Source organism: Asaia sp. W19, assembly GCF_003994335.1.
In the GTDB taxonomy this organism is placed as follows: domain Bacteria; phylum Pseudomonadota; class Alphaproteobacteria; order Acetobacterales; family Acetobacteraceae; genus Asaia.
In genome coordinates, this window is sequence record NZ_PNQZ01000040.1 from 42,550 (window position 1) to 66,085 (window position 23,536).

The window sequence follows — 23,536 nt, forward strand, 5'->3', positions numbered from 1 at the left end:
ACAAGCTTCGTTTCAAATCCAGATCAACAGTGGAAGCACACGCCCCTCAAGCAATTGCTGTCTTCACTAAGAGCCTCACCGCAAAGCCGACACAGCACGCAGCGTCGCCTACATGGCGTATTTCGTCGCTAGAACATCGATTGCTTATCTTAACCCCTCTGAGACGATAGCAGCCCTGATGACACTTATATGCGTAGCCTCACCCAAGGGGGGTGTTGGAAAGACCATGGTAACCGCGCATCTCGCGGAGGAACTGCGCCGCGCCGGGATACCGCGGGTCGTAGCAGTCGATCTCGATCCGCAAAACGCGTTGCGTCTACACTTTGGTATCCCGATTTCACATCGCGCCGGCTTCGCACCTGAGATTGCAAGTCGCCGCCTCTGGCGAGATACGGCCGTGAGGGGGGTAAATGACGTCATCATATATCCCTTCGGTACGTTGTCTTTGGAACGCCAGATGGCTTTTGAGCGGGTGGTCGTGACAAACCCGGGCGTTCTCGCCAATGATCTTGTGTCCTTGGCACAGGCTCCGGACACAGTCGTTATCGTCGACACGGCGCCGGGCTATTCGGTGGCACTCTCCGCACTGATTGATCACGCGGATATGGTCGTCACCGTCATGACTGCAGAGGCGTCTTGCGTCTCGTTGATTGCAGAGATTCATTCGGGGAGCTGCTACGCACGTGAGGCCCAGACGAGCTTGCCTTTTCTGCATCAGGTGGTTGTCAATCGCTTCGATCCCATGAACCGTATCAGCGCGATGACGATGCCCCAGATTATCCGGCGTCTTGGCTCCATGCATCTCGGGACAATTTTCCGCGATGAGCATGTCGGGGAAGCCTTTGCCAGCCAAAAGCTGATTCATCACTACGCACCCTTTTCGCGCGCGGCTCTAGACCTTGAGGCGATCGGAGATCGTCTGCTCCAGACGGTTCGCAGGCTGCACTGAAACTTTGAGTGAGGAAGCTGGCATGAGCCGCGTCAGGCATGCAATTTCGATTGCAGAACACTGGATCGATAGCGCCCATGAATCGCGCCTGGATACGACAATCAAGTTTTCCATGATCGTTGTCGCGCTTCTGAGTACATTTGTCGCTGCATTTGTTCATCTGAACCTCGCAGGACAGACCATCGTCTGTTTATTCGGCATTCTCGTTTTCTTCGTCGTTAATCGTCGGCCTGGGCCACGCGCAACCCTCGTCCTCAAGGGGCTCTCGATCATCGTCTCGCTCCGCTATCTGAGCTGGCGCCTGACCGAAACCCTGAATTTCAGCACATGGACCCAATCGATACTGGGGACAACGCTCGTCGCCGCCGAGATCTACGCGTTTGTCATGCTTGTTCTCAGCTATTTCCAGTCGCTTCATCCGTTGGGACGCCGTGTCGCGCCGATGCCAGACGATATTGCTTCCTGGCCCAGCGTGGATATTTATATCCCGACCTATAATGAAGAACTGCGTATCGTTCGGCAGACTGTGCTCGCAGCAATGGGGATCGATTGGCCTGCCGATCGACTTCACGTTTATATTCTCGATGATGGGCATCGCGAAGAGTTCCAGGAGTTTGCCGAGGCTTGCGGTGCCGGCTACATCGCCCGGTCGGAACATAGTCACGCGAAAGCCGGCAACCTCAATCACGCGATGACGATCACCAAAGGCGAACTGATTGCAATCTTCGATTGCGATCACATTGCCAAGCGCAGTTTCCTGCAGGAGACGGTTGCGCCCTTCATGTCTGAAGAGAAGCTCGCGCTTTTGCAGACGCCCCATCACTTCTATTCAGCCGATCCGTTCCAGCGGAATTTTTCTCATGGCGCTATCGTTCCACCGGAAGGGAACCTGTTTTACGGTCTGATTCAGGACGGCAATGACTTCTGGAATGCGACCTTCTTCTGCGGTTCCTGCGCGGTGATCCGACGTTCGGCGCTGATGGAGATCGGCGGAGTTGCTGTTGAAACCGTCACCGAGGATATGCACACGGCGCTCAAATTGCAGCGTCTTGGCTGGTCTACCGCGTATATCGGCAAACCCATGGCCGCTGGACTGGCGACGGAACGCCTGATCCTGCATGTCGGCCAGCGTATGCGTTGGGCAAGGGGGATGCTACAGATTTTCCGTCTGGATAATCCGCTTTTCGGGCCAGGCCTGAACTTCGCACAACGCCTGTGCTATTTTGCTGCAATCGCCAGTTTCTTGTTCGCCATCCCGCGTCTGATCTTCCTCTCCGCGCCGATGGCCTACCTCCTTTTCAATCAAACGCTAATCGATGCCTCGCCTTTCGCCATTGCGATCTACGCAATACCGCATCTGATGCATAGCGTATTGACTTCGGCACGCACCAACAGGAACTGGCGTTATTCTCTATGGAGCGAGGTCTACGAGACGACACTCGCACCTTTTCTGGCTCGGGTTACCATCATGACCCTCCTTTTTCCACGTCGCGGCAAATTCAACGTGACAGAAAAGGGTGGTATTTTGGATCGTTCCTATTTGGACTGGAGCGCGATTTATCCGAATGTCTACATCGCAATCGCGCTGATACTGGGGTTGGTGTTCGGCCTTTACAGGCTTTTCTTCCAGCACAACGACTACATTGTCTCCAACGCGCTCATGATGAATGTCGTTTGGGTGTCGATAAGCATCACCATACTTCTTGCCGCCATCTCGATCGGACGGGAATCAATGCAGATTCGCAAGAGTCCCCGCGTCGAGATGGTCGTTCCGGTCATGGTGCGTGTCGAAGACGGTCGCCTCTTTCACTTCATGACCCAAAACATGTCTTACGGCGGCTGCCAGCTTCACGGTACCGCACCCGCCGAAGCTTTCGTGAAAGATTCTTCCGTTACCGTTATGATCCGGGATCATAATGATACTTACTGTCTTCCTGCGATCGTCGTTCGCGCCGCGCAATCCGGCGAACTGGCTCTGCGCTGGGCAGAAACTACCCTTTTGCAGGAGGCACAAATCGTGCGTGTCATATTCGGCCGTCTGGATTCATGGAGAAGCTGGGCAGATTACAAGCCGGACAGCCTGCCGCGCTCGATTGGTCTCATCCTTCGGAGTATCTTCGAACTCTTCAAGCCTGCAACATTTCGTAAGCAGAAGCCGAGTATCTCGCTCATGCCCCGTGTGACACCAGCCACGCCGCAGAAGACTGCCGTCATCGTCCGTCCCAATCCCGGAATGATTCGGAGTCTGGCGCTCGTTCTTGGGCTCGGTGCCATCATGCTCACCGGTAGCGCCTCCGCACAGGTAAATCCTGCGGATCTACCGTTACCCGGCCGTATGGTCTCGTCTGGAAATCAAATTTCCCCGGCCACGCAACCTTCTCCCCCCGCTGCAATGCCGGCAACGACTAGTCCCACGGTCGTGGGTAACAGTACTACGAACACGCCTCTAGCGACGCCTGGTATCTCCGCGTCCGTAACAGTTCCAGATCCGCGTCTGGCGCCGGTTCCGCCGGCTCTCGCTGCGCCTGGCTCTGCTATCCTGGACCAAGGACCGGCGCAAACAGGACCGGCATTATCCCGCGATGAACTCGAGAATGCGCGAACGACGTCCTGGAGCTTCAGCCAACTTGGCAGCGCCGATACCCTCCTAATGACGCCCTGGATTCCGATCCAGGGGCTGAATTTTGGGGTCTCCTCCTCCGAAGTCGTGACGAGCGCCACCCTCTCTCTCTTTGGTTCCCTATCTCCCGAAATGCTACCTGCGGGGAGCGGGGTCACTATTTTCCTCAATGACCAATATATCGGCGTGGTCCACCCTGATAAGAACAAGCCGCAATTCGGCCCGCTCAGCTTTCAGGTCAATCCACTTTATTTCAAAGAGCATAACGTCCTGACATTCCATTTCGCAGGGCAGTACACCTTGAGTTGCGGGGATCAGACCAGCCCTGTGCTATGGGCAAAGATCTTGGGCCAGTCGACTCTCTCTATCACCACCGCCCCGATGCCTCCCTCCCGAGACCTCGCTGCTTTGCCAGAGCCATTCTTCGACGAAGCAGTACTGACTCCGGCCCGTGTACCATTCGTCATCGCACGACAGAGCAATTCTCATACGCTCGAGGCCTCGGCCATTCTAGCATCGTGGTTCGGGTCCATGGCCCAGTACCGCGGCGTGAGCTTCCCCGTAATGTCTCAGATGCCACCCTCTGGGAATGCGGTTGTGATCGGCCCGGCATCGACCCTGGGTGAGTTTTTGAAAGGGCAGGCGTCTATCGATGGACCAACCGTCCTCGAGACAGTTAACGCGAATGATCCGTTTGGTGCCCTTCTGATCGTCACAGGGCGTACAGACAGCGAAGTTCTGGCCGCTGCACGCTCTATTGCATTTGGTAGCAAAGGCTTTCCCCACGCAGCCCGTATCCTTGCCCCTGAGGTGACCATTCAGCCGAGGCAGCCCTACGATGCTCCTGGTTTCGTGACGCGTTCACAGCCGGTGAGGGTAGGGGATCTCGTCGCCCTGTCGTCGCTGCAGGGCTATGGCTATGTGCCCGGAACGATATCAGTACCGTTCCGTACCTCGCCAGATATCTATACGTGGCGCGATCACCCTTTGAGCCTGCATTTCACGGTTCGCGGCCCCTTGGGAACGGAGATCGACCGCAGGCGCTCGCATGTAGATGTCAGTGTCAATGGCCTCTATCTCAAATCCGTCTCTCTCGCGCCGCCCTCGGATTTGCCCGACTGGATCAAGAGATTTTGGCCAGCAGCGTCGCGGGTGCAATCTGCAAGCGTCGCCATTCCTCCTTGGGCGATTTACGGTGCCAATACACTCGACTTCTACCTCGAGAGCCGTCCGGTAGGCCGACGCGATTGCAGTGGCATGACGCAGGATTTGCGCATGAGCATCGACCCGGATTCGACGATCGATCTGACCCGGGCCTATCACTATACCCAGCTTCCCAATCTGGCCTATTTTGCCAACTCAGGGTTTCCGTTCACGCGTATGGCCGATCTTTCCGATACGGCAGTCGTACTGCCCTCATCACATACTGAAGGGGTAGAGTCGGTTTATCTGGATTTGATGGGTATGATCGGCGCCTTCACGCAATATCCCGTCTCCGGTCTGACAGTTCTCCATTCGGACGCAGTCTCCGAAACCGAGACGCGCAACCTGATTGTCCTCGACACAGTCGCCTCTTCGCCTGCCATCGAGCGCTTCCTCCGCGGTACTCCCTACAGCCTTAACGGCACGACACTCAATTATAGCAGCTCGACTTTCCTCGAGCCGTTCCACGTCCTTTCGCGGAGCTTCAGTAGCCAGTCCACAGGTAAGACTCCGGACTTGCTGCGTGCGTTGAGCGCAACGACCTCGCTCGGTGATGGAGGTGTCCTCATCGAAAGACGCTCTCCCTTTTCCTCAAATGCGACTATGGTCCTCATGCTGAGCGAAAATCCACAGGGGTTGGAACGCCTGCTCCAGGCCGTACATGACACGAAGGTCCAGCCCATGATTCAGGGTGATCTGGCAATCGTCAACGGAAGCCACGTCCTGTCGACGAGAAATCTGCCGACCTACACAATTGGGTCCCTCCCATTTTGGTTCTGGCCCGACCTTTATCTCGGCAATCATCCGTTCCGCGTTATTATCCTCGCGATGTTTGGCATTGGGGTGGGCGTTCTGATCCTGTTCCGTATCCTTACATCCCATGCAAGACGCCGCCAGCAGGAACTCCGCCGTGACAAATAGGATCCTCGGGCTGCGCCGTGCGGCTCTCCCGGCGCTGATCTGCGTCAGCATTTCACGAGGGCAGGCTGCACCTCAGGACGCCGCACCCCCAGCGGCACAGGCAAGGTCGCAGTCACAGGACGAACGCATCGCCCAGTCTCTTGATCCCACACGGATTCTGCCGGTCGTGATGAAACGGGCCCATTACTGGTTCGATCACGGTCGTATGGACGATGCGCGTGTCGCCCTTGACCAAGCGGCGCAGCTTGCGCCCAATGATCCCGATGTGCTGGCGATGCAGGGTCAGATGCGCCTTCGCGAAGGCGACATCGCCTCAGCACACAAGATCCTCAAGCAGATACGCGATCAAAGCCATGATCCTGATGCCGGACGATCGCTGGACATGGATCTCCAAGCGCGTTCCGCGCCAAGCCCCGAGATTGAAACGGCGCGCTCACTCGCTCGCCGAGGGGCCACGGCGCAGGCCGCTGCCGCCTATCTGAGGGCTTTCCCCGATCGCCCTACATCGCTTTATGCCCTGGAGTATTACCGGACGCTCGCTGGCGTGCCAGACCAGCGAAGCAAGGCCCAGCAAGGCCTCGCGAAGCTGATCATGTCTGCGCCTGATAATATGGAATATCAGATCGCTTATGCTCAATCGCTCGTCTGGGATGAGAAAAATCGCGTCACCGGTATCCAGCGGCTCGAGGCCCTTTCCAAACTCCCCGGTCTAAACCCCGCACAGAAGCAGGAAATCGACACGACCGCGCGTCAGTCTGTCCTCTGGCTTCCTGCCAACACAAGCTCGGACGCGGTCATTACCTCCTATCTCAATGACCACCCTGGTGATCGCGACGTCCTCGCGCTCAAGGGACGTGAACTCGCAGGAACGCTTCATCCTAACGAACAACTGCGCCAGAAAGGGTGGGACGCGCTGCGTGCCAAGAACCCGTCTCAGGCGATCGGTTACTTCCGGCAGGCTCTGGCGCTCGCGCCGAATGATGCAGATACATTGGGCGGGCTCGGCGTGAGTTTGCTTCGTCAAAACAGAGACGGGGAAGCCCGCACCTATCTGGATCGTGCGATGGCGGCAGACCCGAGTTCCGCAGAGCGCTGGCGGGCAGCGGAGAGTGGCGCGGTACTCAATGATTCCTATGCGCGCGCGAATTATCTGTTCGGGCGGGGCCGTTATGCCGAGACGCTCGCGCTGATCAATCCCCTGATCGCCCAGTCGCCGCGCCAGTCCTGGCTGCAAGCCATGCGCGCGGATATTCTTGAGCGCACTGGCCGCAGGCCCGAGGCGATAGCCGTCTATCGCGCGTTGCTGCACAACGACCCGCGCAGCGTATCGGTCAGGGAGCGTCTCGTACGCGCGCTGATCAATGACCGGCAATTCGGAGAAGCACGTTCCCTGCTGGAAGAAAGCCCGGTATCGAACCCGCAATTGCAGGCCCTGTTATATGACGACGAGGCCGCGCAGGCAGCCACGCCGGCGGAGCGCCTGGCGATCCTGCACAAGGCTGATGAAAGCAACGCTTTGTCTCCCTGGTCGCGTTTGCACTATGCACAGGCCCTTCTTGGTGAGGATCGTCGGCGCGATGCCGAGCAGGTGATGGCCCCCTTGCTTGAGGCGGCTTCACCCTCAAACATGGAAGGATTGCAGGCCGCACTGTACTTCGCCGCACAAACGGGAGACGACCGAGCGGTGCAGAGGCTGCGCCCGCTTCTGCCTGACCGTGGCCTCACACCGGAGCTGCGTTCAGTACTGCGCGCCTCGACGTTCAGAGAAGATATCCGTAACGCGCCCACTGATCGTGACGCGGCCCGCTTCTACTTTGCGCATTTGCTCGATCAGGGCGATCCGGATGGCACGCTCGGTCAGCTTGCATCTCAAGCACTCTATGACCGGGGAGATCAGGCAGGTGCCTCCCAAATTCTGGATATTCAGATCGCTCGCGGCGCTGGTCGGCTGAGCGTTTCGCAGCGCCTCGCCTATGCGAGTGCCTTTCTGCATTTGCACGACCTGGAGCGGGCACGGCGTCTTGCCGCACAGCTCAGAGCGATGCCTCTCGGTACCGATGACCAGACCCGCCTTTCGCAAATCGACACGGGCCTCGCCGTCGCGACCTCAGACCGCCTGAATGAGAGCGGCAACCGCGCGCGCCTATGGGGCACTGGCCCCTGCTATCGATCGTGCCAACCCTCCCGTCGCAGCCAATCTCGCTTTGGCTCGGCTTTATAGCTCCGGCGGTCAATACGCTCAGGCCTATCAGATCAATCTGCGTGCTGTGCAGCATGATCCAGCCGATCTCGACGCGCGCCTGGCACTTGTCGAGACGACAATCGCCATGCATCGCTACGCCGAGGCCAGTGGCTATATCCAGCAGATGAATGCGATGGCGCCGACAGATCCGAGGAGTTGGTATGCAGCGGCGCAGCTAGATCGGGCGCGCGGCAATATTCGCGCTGCGGTGCGCGAATTGGCCCAGGCACGGTTGCTCCGCATCGAGCAAATCTCGCCCTCTGGACTCTCGGGCGCGCGACGGGTCAACCCGTTCGCTTCTGAGGATGTCACGCTCGTACGCAACGACTCTGATCCGCTCATCCGGCGCATGGATGGCGATCTCACACAGATCACGGACTCCCTTACCGCCTCGGTGAGTATCACCCCGGGGATCGACAGCCGATCGGGATCAGGTCTGAACGGGTTGAACAACGTTACTACGCAGGTTGCGGGTACGATACCTCTTGGTCATGGCCGTCTTACGCTTTCGGCGACCCCCACTTTCCTCTCAAGCCGATCCTACAACGGCAGTGACGTCAATGGACCCCTGCAGATTGGCATGAATCCGCTATCGAGCCAGCAGAACGGTCCGCTCGATCAGTCCTCTTCTTTCAATGCGACGGGTGTCGCGCTGGATGCGCAGTTCGGCTGGAACTGGCTGACCGCAGATGTTGGTTCCACGCCGCTTGGGTTTATCACGGCGACGGCCCAGGGTGGTTTGCGTGTCGCGCCGCAGATTGCGCGCAACACAACCCTTACCATAGGAGCAGAACGTCGCGCCGTTCAGGACAGTATTCTCTCCTACGCAGGGTTGCGTGACGCATCCGGAGCAACCTGGGGTGGGGTGACCCGCAATCGCGCTTACGCTCAACTCGCTTACGGAACCAGCAACGCGTCCTTCTACGTGCGTGGGGGTGGTTCGTACCTTGCAGGGAGAAACACGCGCAGCAACACGGGCTATGAAGCTGGGGCAGGGGGGCAGGCCAAGATCTGGGAATCAGGCACACAGAACCTCCATCTCGGCATGGATCTGACGTGGTTCGGATATGCGCGCAACGAGTACCAGTTTTCCTTCGGCAATGGCGGATATTTCTCGCCGCAGAACTTCCTCGCTTTCACCTTCCCGATCACCTATGCCGGATCCTACAAACAGATGGACTGGAATGTTCTGGGCCGCATAGGGTACCAGACCTATCACTCCAGTCGCTCCGAAACCTTTCCAAACAATCCGCAGGACCAGGCGCTTCTGGCCAGTATCGCACCGCTCTACGCCTATGAATCAGGTGAGTCGGCAAGTGGTCTGACTGGGGGCATCTACGGCAATATCGATTACCGCCTGACGCCCAATCTCAAGCTCAGCCTCAACGCAGATTATCAGAAGGCCGGACCCTGGAACGAAGTCCGTGCCTTTGTCGCAGCAAAATACAGCTTTCTGGGGACGAAATGATCGCGCCTGATTATTCTCTTTTCATTCATGCTCTCGCCGCCGAACTCGATCTGCAGGCTGGCCCGGAGGAGCGCGATGCGCTCTTGCACAGTGTTGGCCAGCGGATCGCGACCCGACTGCCGCTGCCAGAGTGCGAGACGGTCGAGGCCTTCGAGCTTGAGTGCAATGCGCTTCTGTCGATTGCCCGATGGGGCGTTGTGTCGCTACGACTGCAACGGGAAACGCGCGCCCTCTATATCGAGTTAACGGGCTTTCCGACCGTCGGGTCTTTGGGAAATCCGGCAGGCCAGTGGCTGAGCGCGTTCTATGGCGGGGTTCTCGAGGGGTGGCTGACGCAGCTCGATGAGCACGTCACCTTGCGTCTGGACCGCAGCGTATCCCGGGCGGACCAGATGGTTTTTCTCTTCGATCTTGGGAGCGAAGCGCCTCTGATGCGCTGAACTCTCCATCCTCTCCCCTTTGGCGAGCCACTAAGGGGAGAGAGCAACAAGCCGATGGGACCATGTCCCACTCTACAGTAAGGCGGTAACGTCCAGTGACGTCAGGCGGTGTGTCATTTTCCCGCTGCCATCGTTTGGAGGCTCTCAAGAAGGGAACGGCCTGTCGGGCACCAACCCAGACGTTTGCACGTCTTCTCGCTGGAAGCGATCATGTCTTTGGCAATGAACCCATAGAGCCATCCAAAATGATCCCGTGCCTCGCTCTCTGACAGCGAGACGACCGGGAGATCAAGTCTTTCCCCAATCGTTTCAGCGATTGAGCGCAGCGTTACGCCCTCTTCGGCCGTTGCGTGATAGCGTGCCCCCGCGGTTGGATTTTCCAGGGCGAGGCGGTAAAGACGCGCTGTATCGCCAAGAGCAGCCGCCGACCAACGATTGGTGCCTGAGCCAAGATAGGCCACGCGGCCTGTTCTGCGGGCCAGATCAACTAGGAATGTGACCAATCCTTGACGGTGCGTATCATGAATTTGAGACAGACGGACCAATGAAACGTTGATGCCATCTGCAACGAGGCCTGCCACCACACGCTCAGACACGGCTCGGGGGTTGGGATGATCCAGATTGGACACATCCTCATCTGCAAGCACCCCGGGTGTCTCCTCACCGAATAATGTGGTCGAGGTGACGACGAATGGGCGTTTGGTCCCGCGGAGCACCGATCCGATTGTCAGGATGGCACGGCTGTCCATCGTGCAGTTCTCGACATAGCGAGAGAAATCATGGTCGAAAGCGGTATGAATAACGCCGTCACAAGAATTGGCGCCCGCTCGAAGCGCGGCTGAATCATCGATCGTGCCACGATGAATTTCTGCACCTGCGGCAAGCAAGCGTTGAGCGCCGGGTTCAGAGCGGGTGAGGCCCAGAACCTGATGGCCCGCCGCGATCAATTCGGTAACAAGTCTGGTTCCAATGAAACCATTTGCACCGGTTAGAAAGACTCTCATTATCCATCTCCTGTGATCGTCTCCTCTGCTATCGCCTGACGCGCCTTCCTGTTATAGTAGTGATCGTATCATGGTATAGTGACTGATAGGCTCGCATGCCCGCTTCTCCATCCTTCGGTGCCTATCTCAGGGAAAAGCGGTCAAGGCTCGATCCGGTCGCTTTTGGTTTTCCCGCATCGCGCCGCCGTACCCCGGGTCTTCGCCGGGAAGAGGTCGCACAATGCGCCAATATCAGCGTGACTTGGTATACGTGGCTCGAGCAGGGGCGAGGAGGCGCACCCTCATCAGACGTCCTTGACCGTCTGACCAAGGGCATGAAGCTTACAGAACCAGAGCGGGAGCATCTCTACATGCTGGCGCTCGGCCGATTGCCTGAGATCCGATATCGGCAGGCTGACGCCATTACGCCTAGACTGCAGCGTGTTCTTGACGCGCTCACTTACAGCCCGGCAATCGTGAAGACGCCGCTTTGGGATGTTGTGGCGTGGAACAAGGCGGCCGCTGCGGTGCTGACCGACTACAGCACTTTACCGCCCGATCAACGCAATATACTCAAGATCGTGTTTGGAACGCCGCGAATTCGCGCGATGCAGACCGATTGGGATAATCTTGCGCGATCCGTGGTCGCAGCCTTCAGGGCAGATATCGTGCGCGCGGGCGCCTCTACCCTGGTCGATCAGCTGATCGACGAGTTGAGCGCCTGCAGCCCGGAGTTCAGTGCGCTATGGCAACAAAGCGATATCGAGAGTCATGCCGAGGGCACAAAGCGTCTGGTTCATCCGACAGCCGGCCTGATCGAATTGGAGTATTCCGGCTTCGCTGTTGAGGGACGCTCTGATCTGGGCCTGATCATCTACAGTCCGGCAACCCTGTCGGATCACGCGAGGGTAGCGGAACTCGTAGACCACTTCGGGCGCTGAACACGCCTACGATCGGTTTTGCTTTGTTTATCGAAGAAGCAAAGGGCGACCAGGCCGGCTGCTCCCTCCTCTCGTCTGTACGCCGCGGGAAACCGTATACCGGTTCATACAGGTGGCTTGGCGAGAGCTCTCAAGCCAGGACCGCTTTGCGGCGGAGTGAAGCCCTACCAACAATAAATGCCCCTAATGTCGATGCGGTAAATTTTTCACGCCCCTTCTTTGCTTATCGAATCGATAGATATACTTATAAACTTATTATTATATTTGTATATATTGACAAATACCGTGTTAACAAAGAGTTAAAGATACACGATTAGTCACTCACAAAGCCTCCAAAATCAGGACATAAATAAATATATCCTAAGTGACATATAAATACTACCTACAGTCGCGCAGTGCGACGTAAATACAAAACAAGATACCTATAACATAGTTTGACATAAATTAGTGGGTTATGACTATATAATTATTTATTACAACCATTTATATTCTATTGCATAATCATCTTATCTTACTTACAGAAATTTGTATTTCTAAAACATGGTTTGACATAAAAAAATACGTGCATTTTATGAGATAGTATTTCTACAAAACAAATCTCCCGAGTTATGAGATGTAAAATGACATCAAGTTCTGATTCTCGTTACGCAAATGTTTTCCTCAATGGCGAGACCTGGGTCGCAAGTAACGTCAACGGAAAGACGGTCTATATCAGCGGCTCTACTGTTGTTGATGGCCCGGTGGTGCTTGCCGCATCAACCACGCTGATCGTTCAGTCTGGCGCTGTCGTTTCCGGCTTGCTGGCAGCGGGAGCGGTTGGCTCTCCGACCATCAGCGTCATGAATGGCGGCCAGTTGATCGACTCAGTGGTCAATACGGGCACGGTCTCGGTTGCGGCTGGAGGGCTGACGGCCAATAATGACTTCAATGGCAATACGCTGACCTATGCCAGCGGTGCGAAGTCCGAGAATGACGTCTTCTATGCCACGACAGGCAAGAGTGGCACCGTGACCGTTCAGAACGGCGCTTCGGTTTCGGGAGCCCAGATCACCTCGAACATGACCTTGAGTGCCGCTGCCGGGGCCTCTCTCAGCCAGATCGTCGTGGGGTCGGGAGGGAGTGTGATTTCTGCCGGTGCGCCCGTATCGTCCAGCACGAGCAATGTGACCCTCAACCCTTCCGTGCAGAACCACAACACGATGAATACCGGCGGGTCGATCACGGGTGGGGACTGGATTGCGGTCAATATTGGCGGCACGACCTATTATCAAAGCGGCACTGCCAAGCTGACCGGGCCCGTGTTTCTGACCAATGCCACGCTGACCATCACGTCCGGCGCCGTGGTCGACGGCATGTTGCAGGCCCAGCTGGGAAACCCGACCATCACCATTCAGAGTGGCGGTGTGCTCACACACTCGACGCTGAATAATGGGTATGTCACCGTCCAGAACGGCGGCGTCATGTCCGGCAATTACGGAAACTCGGCACAGGTCACCGTCTCCTCCGGGGGCAAATCAATCAACGACACTTTCTACACGACCTATGGAGGCAATGACACAGTCACCGTTCTGAGTGGTGCGACTATCAGCGGGCCGTCTCTTTCCAATACGACACTGGTGGTATCGAGCGGCGCGAGCCTGATCGAGCCCGTCAATATCGGGTCGGGCGGTGCGGCGACGATCTACGGAACGGCAGAAGCCTGCTTCCTGCCGGGAACAATGATCGCCACGCCTATGGGCGAGGTGGCAATCGAGACACTTGCAGTTGGTGACGAGATCATCACTCTCGAACCCGGGACAGGTAATGCCGTCACACAACGCGTGACATGGGTTGGTAAGGGTCGGACAATCACAAATGGGTCCGCCTATGACGATCTTGCAGGATATCCTGTATGCGTTGCCAAGGACGCGATTGCTACGGGCGTACCCCACCGGGACGTTTATCTCACGGCGGAGCACTGTCTCTATGTAGACGGTCATCTCGTGCCAGTACGAACGCTCGTTAATGGGGGCTCGATCTATTACGATACCTCGCGTACAGACTACGAGTATTTCCATCTTGCGACGGAAAAGCATAGCGTCATCCTGGCTGACGGCATGCCGAGCGAAACATATCGGGATACCGGCAATGCCAGAGCCTTTTCACAGCATGGCAAGCTCGCTCGTCTGTCTTATCCTCAGATGAGTTGCTCGTCCCTCAGCCTGTGTACCGACCTGGCATTTCTGGAGACGCTATACAACAGGATCTCATCGCGTTCCGGGAATCAACCGTCGGCGCAACAGGCACGCGTCCTCACGAATGAACGTGACGTGCGTCTCATTACACCTTCCGGGCAGGTAGTGCGCGCCCTGCGGGCAAGTGCGAATCACATTGTCTTCAGGCTGCCTCCGCAGATCCAGAGTGTCCGTATCGCTTCCAATGCCTGCCGCCCATGCGACGCGATCGGACCTTTTCATGATGACCGTCGTCAACTCGGCGTTCTCGTGGGAGCCATCACCCTCTTCGATGCGTCGGACATGCGGTCACTCGATGCACATCTAGGGGATGAGGCTTCTCGAGGCTGGCATGAGAGTGAAACTGCTGACGCGCGCTGGACCGACGGATATGCCTTGATCGCGCTGCCCGGTTCGACCGGGGATGGGGAGCGCATCCTGAGCATCGAGATCCGCGCAGGCGGTCCATATGTTGCGGAGACAACGACAGCTCTTGCCGTAGCCTGCTAAGACCCTGTGAGTCACGGGAAGCCTGTGTCCTGAGGCACAGTCTTCCCGACCTGTCTTGCCGGGCCACGATCGGAGGAATTTGTCCTGCCGATCACTGCGTCCTAAAATCCGCACGTCGTAGGACGAGCAACAAGCTTTTCATTATCGGGAAGCCACGGTGTATCGTGTCGCAGACAGATGATATACTTCTCCGCTCAAGCGGAGGATCGACCATAGTGGCGTAAAGCGCGCTAGCGAATGCCACGTATCGAGGAGGCATCTCACCTCCGTTGCTGGTGGTGTCGCCTCAGCAAGAAAAAGCAAAGCAGAACCCCCAGCTATCGGGGGCGACGCATTGTCTTCGAAAAGCAGGAAACCGATCCTCGCCAGGACGCCTGCGTGGTGCGGTCGGGGGCACCCGACCACGCGTGCAATACGATGCAAGGCGGCTTCGGGTCAGATGAGGTCATGATCTGCTTGGAAAAGACGCAGGCGGGCGAGGATAGACCCACCCTTGCTTGTCAAAGAGCTTCGCCAATTCGTCATCGATCCGCGCGGATGTCTGCCGTGCCTCCTGAGCCAAGCCTTGTCGAAGTGTTCCGGGGACACCCAATAGGGGGCCGATCATATGCACTGCCGTTCCTGCGGCACCTGCCGCAGACATAACCCCAATTCCGGCTCCCGGCATGGCACCAGTCGTGCTGTTCGTCCCGAAAGCGAGCAAGGGCTCGTTGGATGCTCGTGGAGCCGAAATCGTGATTCTGGTTCCAAGCACGGCCTTGCCCGCACCATACCCGACAAGAAGTCTCGCCATTGTGCTGCCGCTGCGTACGTCGGTCACGGCACATACGAGCACGAGGTCTGCCTGATCACCGGGACCGACAACGCTCAACCGCCGCGACGCCAATATCTGCGCAAGATCCTTTGCAAGCGCGTGTTCCGCCAAGGCAACATCATGCGCGTGAGTGGTGATCCGTGTCGGCCTGCGGGGCACAGGGCTTTCGTCGATAATCGAGACCGCAACGCTATGAGGCTGAGCAAGTTTGAGTTGTGCCGCACTCATTTCCTCGGCCCGTATATGGGTGCCTGCACAGCCTGATAGCAGGCAGATCAACGGCATGGTGAAGAGGAAGAGAGATGAAGAAACATTGTTGGGAGGTGCGTATTTCATGCGGACCACTATCGCGCCATTGCCAGCGACCCGATAACATTGCGCGGCCATAATTCGTTCGGATTGGGCCAAACGCGATATGGAGGCTTGCTCTGGAAACGCTCGACTATCTACCGATTGGCTGCGCGCTGATCTCCCGGCAGGACCGCGCGCGCAGCGACGAGATCGCGGCTCATCGCCATCCCCATGGCGAGATTTATATCGTCAAGGCGGGTCACCTTGTATCGGCGTCCACAGACGCACGCTGGTTGATCCCGGCAGGACAGGCCTATTGGGTGCCGCCCGCCATGCCTCATGGCGGTGCGCTCTGTGCGGCGGATGGTATCAAGGTCTATATCTCAACCGATCTCTCTCGAGACTTCTGTCCCCCCGTACCGCTTGCTTTCAGCGTCACGCCGCTCCTCTGCGCAATTATGGAACGTTGGGCGGAGGAGGCTTCCTTGGGCTTGCCCGATAGGCCGCTCGATCGCCACAGGCTCGCTCTCGTATCGGATGAGATGACCCGTGCCGTGACGCGACCGCTCATTCTGCCCATGCCTGCTCACGTCATCATGCGCGCTGTGATGTCGGAATGGGCCCGGGAGAGTGAAGAACAACTTTCGCTCGACGCACTCGCGCAGCGCTGCAGGATGTCTCGGAGGAGCTTCACGCGTCGGTTCAGGTCGGAAACCGGGATGGCGCCCGGAGCCTGGATGCAGTGCGCCCGCATCCTCAGAGGGTGTGCTCTGATGTCAGAGGGCATATCCATAACCGAGACAGCGTATCGCCTAGGATACGAGAGCCCCTCGAGTTTCTTCAACCTTTGTCGCAAGATGACCGGGCTTAGCCCGAGCGCCCTTTTCAGATCAATCGACCAAGGCGATGCCTGAGGATTGGCATGACCGGCAAGCCAGCGCCGTCGGCGCAGGCAAGAGAAGCTTCCTCGCTCTGTCAAACTGCGTGAACCCATCCAGAATGGCGTAGTGCAGAGAACGGATAAGAGTCTGAGTCCGACGGTCCGTTCCGTTATGAAGCCGGAAAACGAACTTATATTCCGGCGGTGAAAATCGGGCGAGTGTCGTTTGTCGTATCAATAAAGGTAACATCGTCCTGAACGCGACGGGGCGTATCGATTGCGAGGAAAACCGTAGAAGCATCGGTAAGTGCCGGAAGAGCATGAACCGCTCTTCTGGGAAAGACGAGAAGCTGGCCCGGAGCGAATGCGGCTTCGGTCATTGGATCATCGATCCAGAACGTTCCGCCGCCCGAGAGCACGTACAGGATCTCGTCACATCCAGTGTGATAATGCGCTGGCACAGCTTGATAGACCTTGAACAATCGGATGCTGCGGATCGGGCTGTCGGTGAGATAGGTGTCCAGCAACATCGTCTCCGATGTTTGCGGGAAGTCGCTGGCGACGGCGTGAAGGTCGAACCGACCGCCGGCGGGGAAATTGGAGCCATTTGTCATGCTGATAGCCTCTCTCTCGAGAAGAGTTGGGAGGGCTGTGGCGATCTGCCTCCGACATACCGCCCCGCCCGTGTCTTTCGCTGTAGCAACAAGCCCGTCAAGATGACGCAGGCCGGTTGTCACCGCTATCTCGGCCCGGGTTGGGCGGGTCTTCAGCCCCGCTCTCCACGCGCCGAAAAGCGCTCTCACCGCTATACCGAAACTCATCGCCACGTCGCCACAAGATGTGGATTTCTGCTGGAAGGGGGCATAGGGCGTGATGGAGACCGCCCTTTATGCTGACAGGCGCGTATCACCTGGTGCTTGCCATCTTCCTTCCAGATCGGCCGCGCCGTCACTCATGCCCCATCTTCCCCACTTGCAAAGCCTTCGAGCACGATTTTTCCCCGGGCGCGGCCGCTTTCGATCAAGGCGTGTGCATGCTGCAGATTTTCCGCATTGATGAGGCCGAAATGCTCGCCCAGCGTTGTGCGCAGGCGCCGTGCATCGATGAGCGATGCGATCTCGTTCAGAATTTTACCCTGATGATCCATATCAGCGGTCGTGAACAACGATCGCGTGAACATGGACTCCCAATGCAGCGAGAGGCTTTTGCGCTTGAGCGCGATGGCGTTGAGCTCAGTCGGATCGTCAATCACCCCGAAATGACCCTGAGGCGCCAGAAGCTCGATGATATCGGCGTAATGTTGGGTTGTCGCTGTTGTGGAGAAGACATAACCCGGCGCACCGGATTGCAGCGCCACCACCTGCGGAGCAAGCGGCTTGCGGTGATCGATAACATGATGCGCTCCAAGGTCCTGTACCCAATCCTTCGTTTCAGGGCGAGAGGCCGTGGCGATGACGGTAATATCGGTAAGGGCACGCGCAAGCTGGATAGCCATCGAACCGACACCCCCAGCGCCGCCGATGATGAGCAGGGAAGGGTGCGTGCCCGGAACGTCACGACGGATCTCCAGCCGATCGAACAGCATCTCCCAGGCGGTCAGCGCGGTGAGAGGCAGGGCGGCTGACTGCGCCCAGTCCAGGCTTTGAGGTTTGCGACCAACGATACGCTCATCGACCAGATGCCTTTCGGCATTTGTGCCGGGACGCTGTAGGTCTCCCGCGTAGAAAACCTCGTCGCCAATCGCGAAGCCACGCACGAGGGGACCGATTGCCCTGACGATGCCCGCGGCATCCCAGCCGAGAACGCGATATTCGCCCGGGGCCGGTCTGGCACCCGCCCGCATTTTCACGTCGACAGGATTGACCGAAATTGCGCGAATCTCGACCAGGATATCACGCCCGGTCGGAACGGGATCGGGCAGGACGATATCCTGCAATGTCGGCGCCCTCCCGTTCGAATGGGGCGACTGAAAACCAATTGCACGCATGATCTCTGCTCCATGGTTGTATGAAGCAGAGATGAGGTCTTATACTTCTCAAGCGCAAGAACGCACATATACTGTTCATAGTATCGGAAATGATACCGTCATGCCCCGCATCCGCCACAAGCGCCTCGATTGCAGCCCCGGCTGCGCGGTCGAGGCCACGCTCGAATTGATTGATGGAAAATGGAAGGGGGTGATCCTGTTCCATCTTCTGCAGGGTACGCTGCGTTTCAACGCCCTGCGCAAGCTTTTGCCCAACGCAACGCAGCGTATGCTCACAATGCAACTCCGGGAACTTGAGGAGGACGGGTTCATCCATCGGGAGATTTATCCGCAAGTCCCCCCCAAGGTGGAATACAGCCTCACGGGGCGTGGCAGGACGCTCGAGCCCGTGATTCTCGCGCTCAAGAGCTGGGGCGACGCTCATACGGGCTTCGGCAAATCGAAAAGAGCCCCGGTGGCTCCCGAACAGATCGAGGCTGTGTCTGAAACGCAGTGATCTCTCGCGAAGAGGAACAGGTTCATGGCATTGGATTTCCCCGCCCTCGTGATCACGAGGGATGAAACGGGCCGGCAGGAAGTCACGCTGCGCCAGATGCGTGAAAGCGACCTTCCTGCGGGGAACGTGACCGTTCAAGTCGCGTATTCCGCGCTCAATTACAAGGATGCGCTGGCAATCACGGGGCGCGCGCCCGTCATCCGACATTTCCCCATGGTACCGGGCATTGACCTTGCTGGCACGGTGACGCGCAGTGATGATCCCGCCTTCTCATCGGGTGATCGTGTCGTGCTTAATGGCTGGGGGTTGGGTGAAAAGCACTGGGGCGGATTATCCGGCATGGCGCGCGTGTCAGGCGACTGGCTGGTTCACCTGACCGACACCTTGTCACCCCGTCAGTCGATGATAATCGGCACAGCGGGTTACACCGCCATGTTGTGCGTCATGGCACTTGAGCGCCATGGGATCCTACCCGGCAGCGGGCCTGTCATCGTCTCGGGAGCGTCAGGTGGTGTCGGCAGTATCGCGGTCATGCTGCTTTCCCGTCTCGGTTATCAGGTCGAGGCTGTGACCGGGCGACCAGAGCATGGCACGTGGCTGCGCTCACTGGGTGCTTCAGAAATTCTTGAACGCACCATGTTCACCCAACCGGGCAAACCTCTCGCGCATGAGCGATGGGCAGGCGCGGTCGACACGGCGGGCGGGCAGATACTTGCCAATATTTGTGCGGCAATGGCAGCGCGCGGGGTCGTGACGGCATGCGGGCTGGCCGCTGGCATGGCATTCCCGGCAACAGTGGCTCCCTTCATTCTCCGTGGCGTTTCCCTGATCGGAATCGACAGCGTGTATTGTCCGCGCGCCCTCAGAGTGGAAGCGTGGCGACGCCTGTCTGAACAGGTCGATCATGCAGTGCTCGAGACCCTGGCACACGAAATCACGCTGCACGATGTCGAAGCGGCCGCGAACGACTTGCTGGAAGGGCGGCACCGGGGCAGGCTGCTGGTCGCGATCAAATGACGCGCAGCTATGGGCCTTGAAGCGAAAACGGGAAGCCAGATATGCCGCGAACCGGATGGATCGCCCGTCTGCCTATGAGGCGTGATAAACGCGACCTGGGCCGCCATTCGATCATGGGGTGCTGAACGCGTTCTGTCTCGATAGGCAACAGAACCAGATGCGGAGCGAGAGCACACCTGTCAGCGCGCGTATACCTCGTTCCGAAGGCGCTCAGTGACCAACTCCAGAAATACACGCAGTCGGTGAGGCATATGGCGACCGGCCGGGTAGATAGCGGAGACCGGGGCGGGCTCGCCATGCCATTGGGATAGCACGCGCACCAGCGTACCATCGCTCAGGTCCTGTGCCACGTCGATGCCGGATTTGAATATCAGTCCCAACCCCATACGCGCCCAGTCATGGGCCACGTCGCCGCTGTCAGTGTAGAGCCTGCCTGAGGGGCGTATCGTCATCCTGCGTCCACCGGGCCCGATCAGTTCCCAGTCCATGATGCTGCCGTAACGGAGCACATCATGCCGTGATAGCACCTCTGGCGACAATGGGGTGCCATATCGGGCGAGATAATCAGGACTGGCGACGATCACGCGGCAGCTATCGGCCAGCTTCCTGATGCGCAAACTTGAATCAGTTACGGCCCCGATACGGATCACGACATCCAGCGATTCATCGACGAGCCCCGCAATGCGGTCGCTCAGATGAAGATCAATCCTCAGATTCGGCCATTGCGCCATCAGTGCGGCGCAGAGAGGGGCGATCACGCGGCGCCCGAGCGCTGCGGGAGCACCGACCCGCAATAGGCCATGGGGCTCGCGTCGACGCTCCATGAACTGGGCTTCAATATCGCCCACCCCCGTCAGGATGGTGTGTGCGCGTTCAAGCAGGAAAGCGCCTTCCTCCGTCAGGGAAGACTGGCGGGTGGTGCGTATGAAGAGAGTGACGCCAAGCCGTTTTTCAAGCCCTGCCAAGCGCTTGCTGGCCATGTTGACAGCCAAACCGAGTTCGCGCGCAGCCCCCGTGATGCTGCCATGGTGCGCGATCCTTGTGAAAAGCCGCAAATCTGACAGGGCGTCGAGCATGATTATCTCCTGAGGGGAGAATATCATTCTCCTCACCGACGGCTACTCTCCTGACGAAGGCAACGGCAATTTCTCAACCAGAAACGGAGGAGAAACGCATCATGGCCGAGACAGAAGCCCGGAATAAGTATGCCCTTTCCCGCCGCAGCCTGATGATGGCGGGCGGCGCAGCAGCAGGAGCGGGGCTGGCCGAGCGCACAGGGCAGGCCCGCGCAGCAATACCGTCGGAACAGAAGGAAGGCGACTTCTGGCCGGATCGAGCGCGGCTCGCCATCAGCCTGTCTCTCATGTTCGAGGGGGGCGGTCAGCCGATCTCGGGCGCCGGCGGGGTCATTCCTGACCCGATCGCACAGCATGTCCCGGATCTGCCAACCAATGCGTTTTTCGCCTATGGACATTACGAGGGCATACCGCGGCTGCTCGATCTGATGGACAGACACGAGATCAAGCTCAGTTCGTTCATGATTGGCGATGCTGTCGAGACCGCACCTGACCTCGCGAGGGAGATCGTCAGGCGTGGCCATGAGGCCGCTGCCCATGGTCGTCGCTGGGAGAACTCCTATCAGCTATCGCCCGATGAGGAGAAACGCTTCATCGCCAGCAGCGTGGAGACGATCCATCGGATTACAGGCCAGCGAGCCGTAGGGTGGAATGCCTACTGGATGCGTAATTCGGTGCATTTCCTCGAAAGCCTGCAGGAGCTCGGTTTTCTCTACCATATCGATGAGCCGAGCCATGATGAGCCGTTTATCATTCCGGTGCGAGGCCGCGATTTCGTGACAGTCCCCTATACATTCCACATGAACGACATCGTTTCCTTCCCCTTCCAGGGGTGGGATCCGGGGGCTTATGAGCAGGCATTGAAGGACGAGTTCGATCAGCTTTATGACGAGGGCGCAACGCGCCGCCGCATGATGGTGATCAGCCTGCATGACCGGATTTCGGGCCATGCAGGGCGGGTGAGGGCGCTTGATCGTTTCCTCACTTACGCGCGCAGCAAGCCCGGTGTCTGGTTCGCCCGCAAGGACGAGATTGCCCGACACGCCCTCGCCACACGATCAGTCACCCCGGTGCTGCATCGCGGCTCCCCCCTTGTCACCGGCCTGCCCGGAACTTTGTCCTGAAATGACCGCACTTCGAGGAACTATTCCCATGACCTACGACCTAAACGGTAAGCGGATTCTTGTCATCGGTGGCAGTTCGGGCATTGGGCTCGCGGCCGCCCGGACCGCCCTGATGAAGGGGGCGCTTGTCACGATCGTATCCCGCTCTTTGGAGAAACTCGAAAGTGCTCGCGCCGAGCTTGGTGACGCCTGCCGATGCACGGTGCTCGATATAAGAGACTTCGATGCTGTCGCAGCCTTCTTCAACGCATATCCCGAATGGGATCACATCGTCATCTCGGCAGCGCAGACACCCAGCGGGCCGATAAGGAGCCTGTCGATGCACGAAGCCCGTCAGGCGGTTGATAGCAAATTCTGGGGGGCTTATCACGTCGCCAAGGCGGCACGGCTCTCGGCTTCGGGCAGCCTGACCCTGGTGTCAGGGTTCCTGAGCGTTCGCCCCTCCGCATCCTCCGTACTCCAGGGGGCGATCAATGCTGCTCTTGAAGGGTTGGTTCGTGGGTTGGCGCTCGAACTGTCACCCATCCGCGTGAATGCGGTCTCGCCGGGGCTTATTGATACGCCACTTTGGGCCAAGATGGACGAGGGCAAGCGCGCCGCCATGTTCGCGCGGGCAGGGGAGCACCTTCCGGCAGGACGGGTGGGCAACGCTGACGATATCGCGCAGGCGATCCTGTTTGTAATGCGTAACGGCTTCGCCACGGGCTCTACGGTGCGTGTAGATGGTGGCGGAGCGATAGGCTGACTCATGCGCAAGATCCTCTTCGCCCTCACACTGTCGGCGCTTCCTGCCTACGCGCGTGCTGCACCTGTCGGCACTCCTGCTATCATCACAGGGATCGTGCTTCCAGCGCCGCAGCGACCCGAAGACGCGCGGGAAACGCTTGAGGCGGCACGCGCATTTTATGATTTCTGGAATACTGGAGACCGGTCTCTTTTGAGACGGGCTATCGCGCCAAGTTTCGTTGATCATACGCCGCCGCCGGGCCGCGTTGCCGGCCCAGAGGGGCCGGCCCTTGCCGCCCGGGAGTTCCTGAAAGCGATTCCAGACCTTCAGGTGACCGTGACACGGATGGTCTTGTCGGGACCCTATGTCACTGTACACATGCATTTTGACGGTCATTTTACCGGCTCGATGGGGGGGCATCTTGGACGGGGCCAGACGATCCATTTCATCGCAACCGATCTGCTGAGGGTAACCGGCGGACGGATCACGGATAACTGGCATCTGGAGGATAATCTGGCCCTTCAGACAGAGATGGGCCTTATACAGCACGTGCCGTGACCGGATGCCAACTCGTTGGAAGCCTTCCCATGGTTGATGAGAAAAGTCAGGACGCATCTCAAGAGCAACGGGACCA

General features: G+C 58.2%; 18 protein-coding genes. 13 read left to right on the forward strand and 5 right to left on the reverse strand.

Going from position 1 to position 23,536, the window contains the following annotated elements:
- The first annotated feature begins 178 nt into the window (after positions 1-178).
- Genes C0V97_RS08140 through bcsD form a run of 5 tightly spaced genes read left to right on the forward strand, consistent with a single transcriptional unit; the run spans position 179 to position 9,843 of the window.
- Complete coding sequence (locus C0V97_RS08140) at positions 179-949, forward strand: cellulose synthase operon protein YhjQ/BcsQ (RefSeq protein WP_158625377.1); 771 nt, start codon at positions 179-181, stop codon at positions 947-949.
- Between the two features lie 22 nt (positions 950-971).
- Positions 972-5,693, forward strand: coding sequence for a UDP-forming cellulose synthase catalytic subunit (gene bcsA / locus C0V97_RS08145; RefSeq protein ID WP_127102126.1), 4,722 nt, complete (start codon positions 972-974; stop codon positions 5,691-5,693).
- Positions 5,683-7,914, forward strand: a complete 2,232-nt coding sequence (locus C0V97_RS08150) for a tetratricopeptide repeat protein (protein ID WP_158625378.1) — start codon at positions 5,683-5,685, stop codon at positions 7,912-7,914. Before bcsA ends, C0V97_RS08150 begins: the two co-directional genes overlap by 11 nt.
- Positions 7,814-9,403 (forward strand): cellulose synthase subunit BcsC-related outer membrane protein, encoded by a 1,590-nt coding sequence (locus C0V97_RS08155; protein WP_127102128.1) that lies wholly within the window; start codon positions 7,814-7,816, stop codon positions 9,401-9,403. The genes C0V97_RS08150 and C0V97_RS08155 overlap by 101 nt, the downstream gene beginning before the upstream one ends.
- Positions 9,400-9,843 carry a cellulose biosynthesis protein BcsD gene (gene bcsD, locus C0V97_RS08160; protein WP_127102129.1) on the forward strand — a complete coding sequence of 148 codons (444 nt, stop codon included), beginning with the start codon at positions 9,400-9,402 and terminating at the stop codon, positions 9,841-9,843. Before C0V97_RS08155 ends, bcsD begins: the two co-directional genes overlap by 4 nt.
- 113 nt (positions 9,844-9,956) lie before the next feature.
- On the opposite strand, the gene C0V97_RS08165 is transcribed toward bcsD, so the two are convergent.
- Entirely contained in the window at positions 9,957-10,847 is an 891-nt protein-coding gene (locus C0V97_RS08165; RefSeq protein ID WP_127102130.1) for an SDR family oxidoreductase, read from the reverse strand.
- A gap of 95 nt (positions 10,848-10,942) precedes the next feature.
- Between C0V97_RS08165 and C0V97_RS08170 the strand changes: the two genes are divergently transcribed.
- Positions 10,943-11,767 carry a helix-turn-helix transcriptional regulator gene (locus C0V97_RS08170; protein WP_127102131.1) on the forward strand — a complete coding sequence of 275 codons (825 nt, stop codon included), beginning with the start codon at positions 10,943-10,945 and terminating at the stop codon, positions 11,765-11,767.
- Between the two features lie 620 nt (positions 11,768-12,387).
- Positions 12,388-14,490 (forward strand): Hint domain-containing protein, encoded by a 2,103-nt coding sequence (locus C0V97_RS08175; protein ID WP_158625379.1) that lies wholly within the window; start codon positions 12,388-12,390, stop codon positions 14,488-14,490.
- 445 nt (positions 14,491-14,935) lie between these two features.
- On the opposite strand, the gene C0V97_RS08180 is transcribed toward C0V97_RS08175, so the two are convergent.
- Entirely contained in the window at positions 14,936-15,640 is a 705-nt protein-coding gene (locus C0V97_RS08180) for a DUF4410 domain-containing protein (protein ID WP_158625380.1), read from the reverse strand.
- A 131-nt stretch (positions 15,641-15,771) separates the two neighbouring features.
- Between C0V97_RS08180 and C0V97_RS18895 the strand changes: the two genes are divergently transcribed.
- On the forward strand, positions 15,772-16,509 hold the full coding sequence (locus C0V97_RS18895) for a helix-turn-helix domain-containing protein (protein WP_370265239.1): 738 nt from the start codon (positions 15,772-15,774) through the stop codon (positions 16,507-16,509).
- Positions 16,510-16,666: 157 nt separating this feature from the next.
- On the opposite strand, the gene C0V97_RS08190 is transcribed toward C0V97_RS18895, so the two are convergent.
- Positions 16,667-17,296, reverse strand: coding sequence for a cupin domain-containing protein (locus C0V97_RS08190; RefSeq protein ID WP_233582051.1), 630 nt, complete (start codon positions 17,294-17,296; stop codon positions 16,667-16,669).
- Between the two features lie 131 nt (positions 17,297-17,427).
- A complete protein-coding gene (locus C0V97_RS08195) occupies positions 17,428-18,462 on the reverse strand; it encodes a zinc-binding alcohol dehydrogenase family protein (RefSeq protein WP_127102135.1) in 1,035 nt (344 codons plus the stop codon).
- Between the two features lie 100 nt (positions 18,463-18,562).
- On the opposite strand from C0V97_RS08195, the gene C0V97_RS08200 reads away from it, so the two are divergent.
- Both C0V97_RS08200 and C0V97_RS08205 read left to right on the forward strand, forming a co-directional pair.
- The gene (locus C0V97_RS08200; protein ID WP_199751735.1) at positions 18,563-18,958 is read left to right on the forward strand and encodes a helix-turn-helix domain-containing protein; all 396 of its coding nucleotides are present in this window, start codon (positions 18,563-18,565) and stop codon (positions 18,956-18,958) included.
- Between the two features lie 24 nt (positions 18,959-18,982).
- The gene (locus C0V97_RS08205) at positions 18,983-19,975 is read left to right on the forward strand and encodes an MDR family oxidoreductase (RefSeq protein ID WP_127102137.1); all 993 of its coding nucleotides are present in this window, start codon (positions 18,983-18,985) and stop codon (positions 19,973-19,975) included.
- A gap of 179 nt (positions 19,976-20,154) precedes the next feature.
- Here C0V97_RS08205 and C0V97_RS08210 read toward each other — a convergent pair whose 3' ends face one another.
- Positions 20,155-21,051: a LysR family transcriptional regulator gene (locus tag C0V97_RS08210; RefSeq protein WP_158625381.1), complete on the reverse strand. Its 897-nt coding sequence runs from the start codon at positions 21,049-21,051 to the stop codon at positions 20,155-20,157.
- A 101-nt stretch (positions 21,052-21,152) separates the two neighbouring features.
- Here C0V97_RS08210 and C0V97_RS08215 point away from each other — a divergent pair, with 101 nt between their 5' ends.
- Genes C0V97_RS08215 through C0V97_RS08225 form a run of 3 tightly spaced genes read left to right on the forward strand, consistent with a single transcriptional unit; the run spans position 21,153 to position 23,460 of the window.
- Complete coding sequence (locus C0V97_RS08215; RefSeq protein WP_199751738.1) at positions 21,153-22,175, forward strand: polysaccharide deacetylase family protein; 1,023 nt, start codon at positions 21,153-21,155, stop codon at positions 22,173-22,175.
- A gap of 28 nt (positions 22,176-22,203) precedes the next feature.
- Positions 22,204-22,920: an SDR family oxidoreductase gene (locus C0V97_RS08220; protein WP_127102139.1), complete on the forward strand. Its 717-nt coding sequence runs from the start codon at positions 22,204-22,206 to the stop codon at positions 22,918-22,920.
- A 3-nt stretch (positions 22,921-22,923) separates the two neighbouring features.
- Positions 22,924-23,460 carry an ester cyclase gene (locus tag C0V97_RS08225; RefSeq protein ID WP_127102140.1) on the forward strand — a complete coding sequence of 179 codons (537 nt, stop codon included), beginning with the start codon at positions 22,924-22,926 and terminating at the stop codon, positions 23,458-23,460.
- Positions 23,461-23,536: the final 76 nt, after the last annotated feature.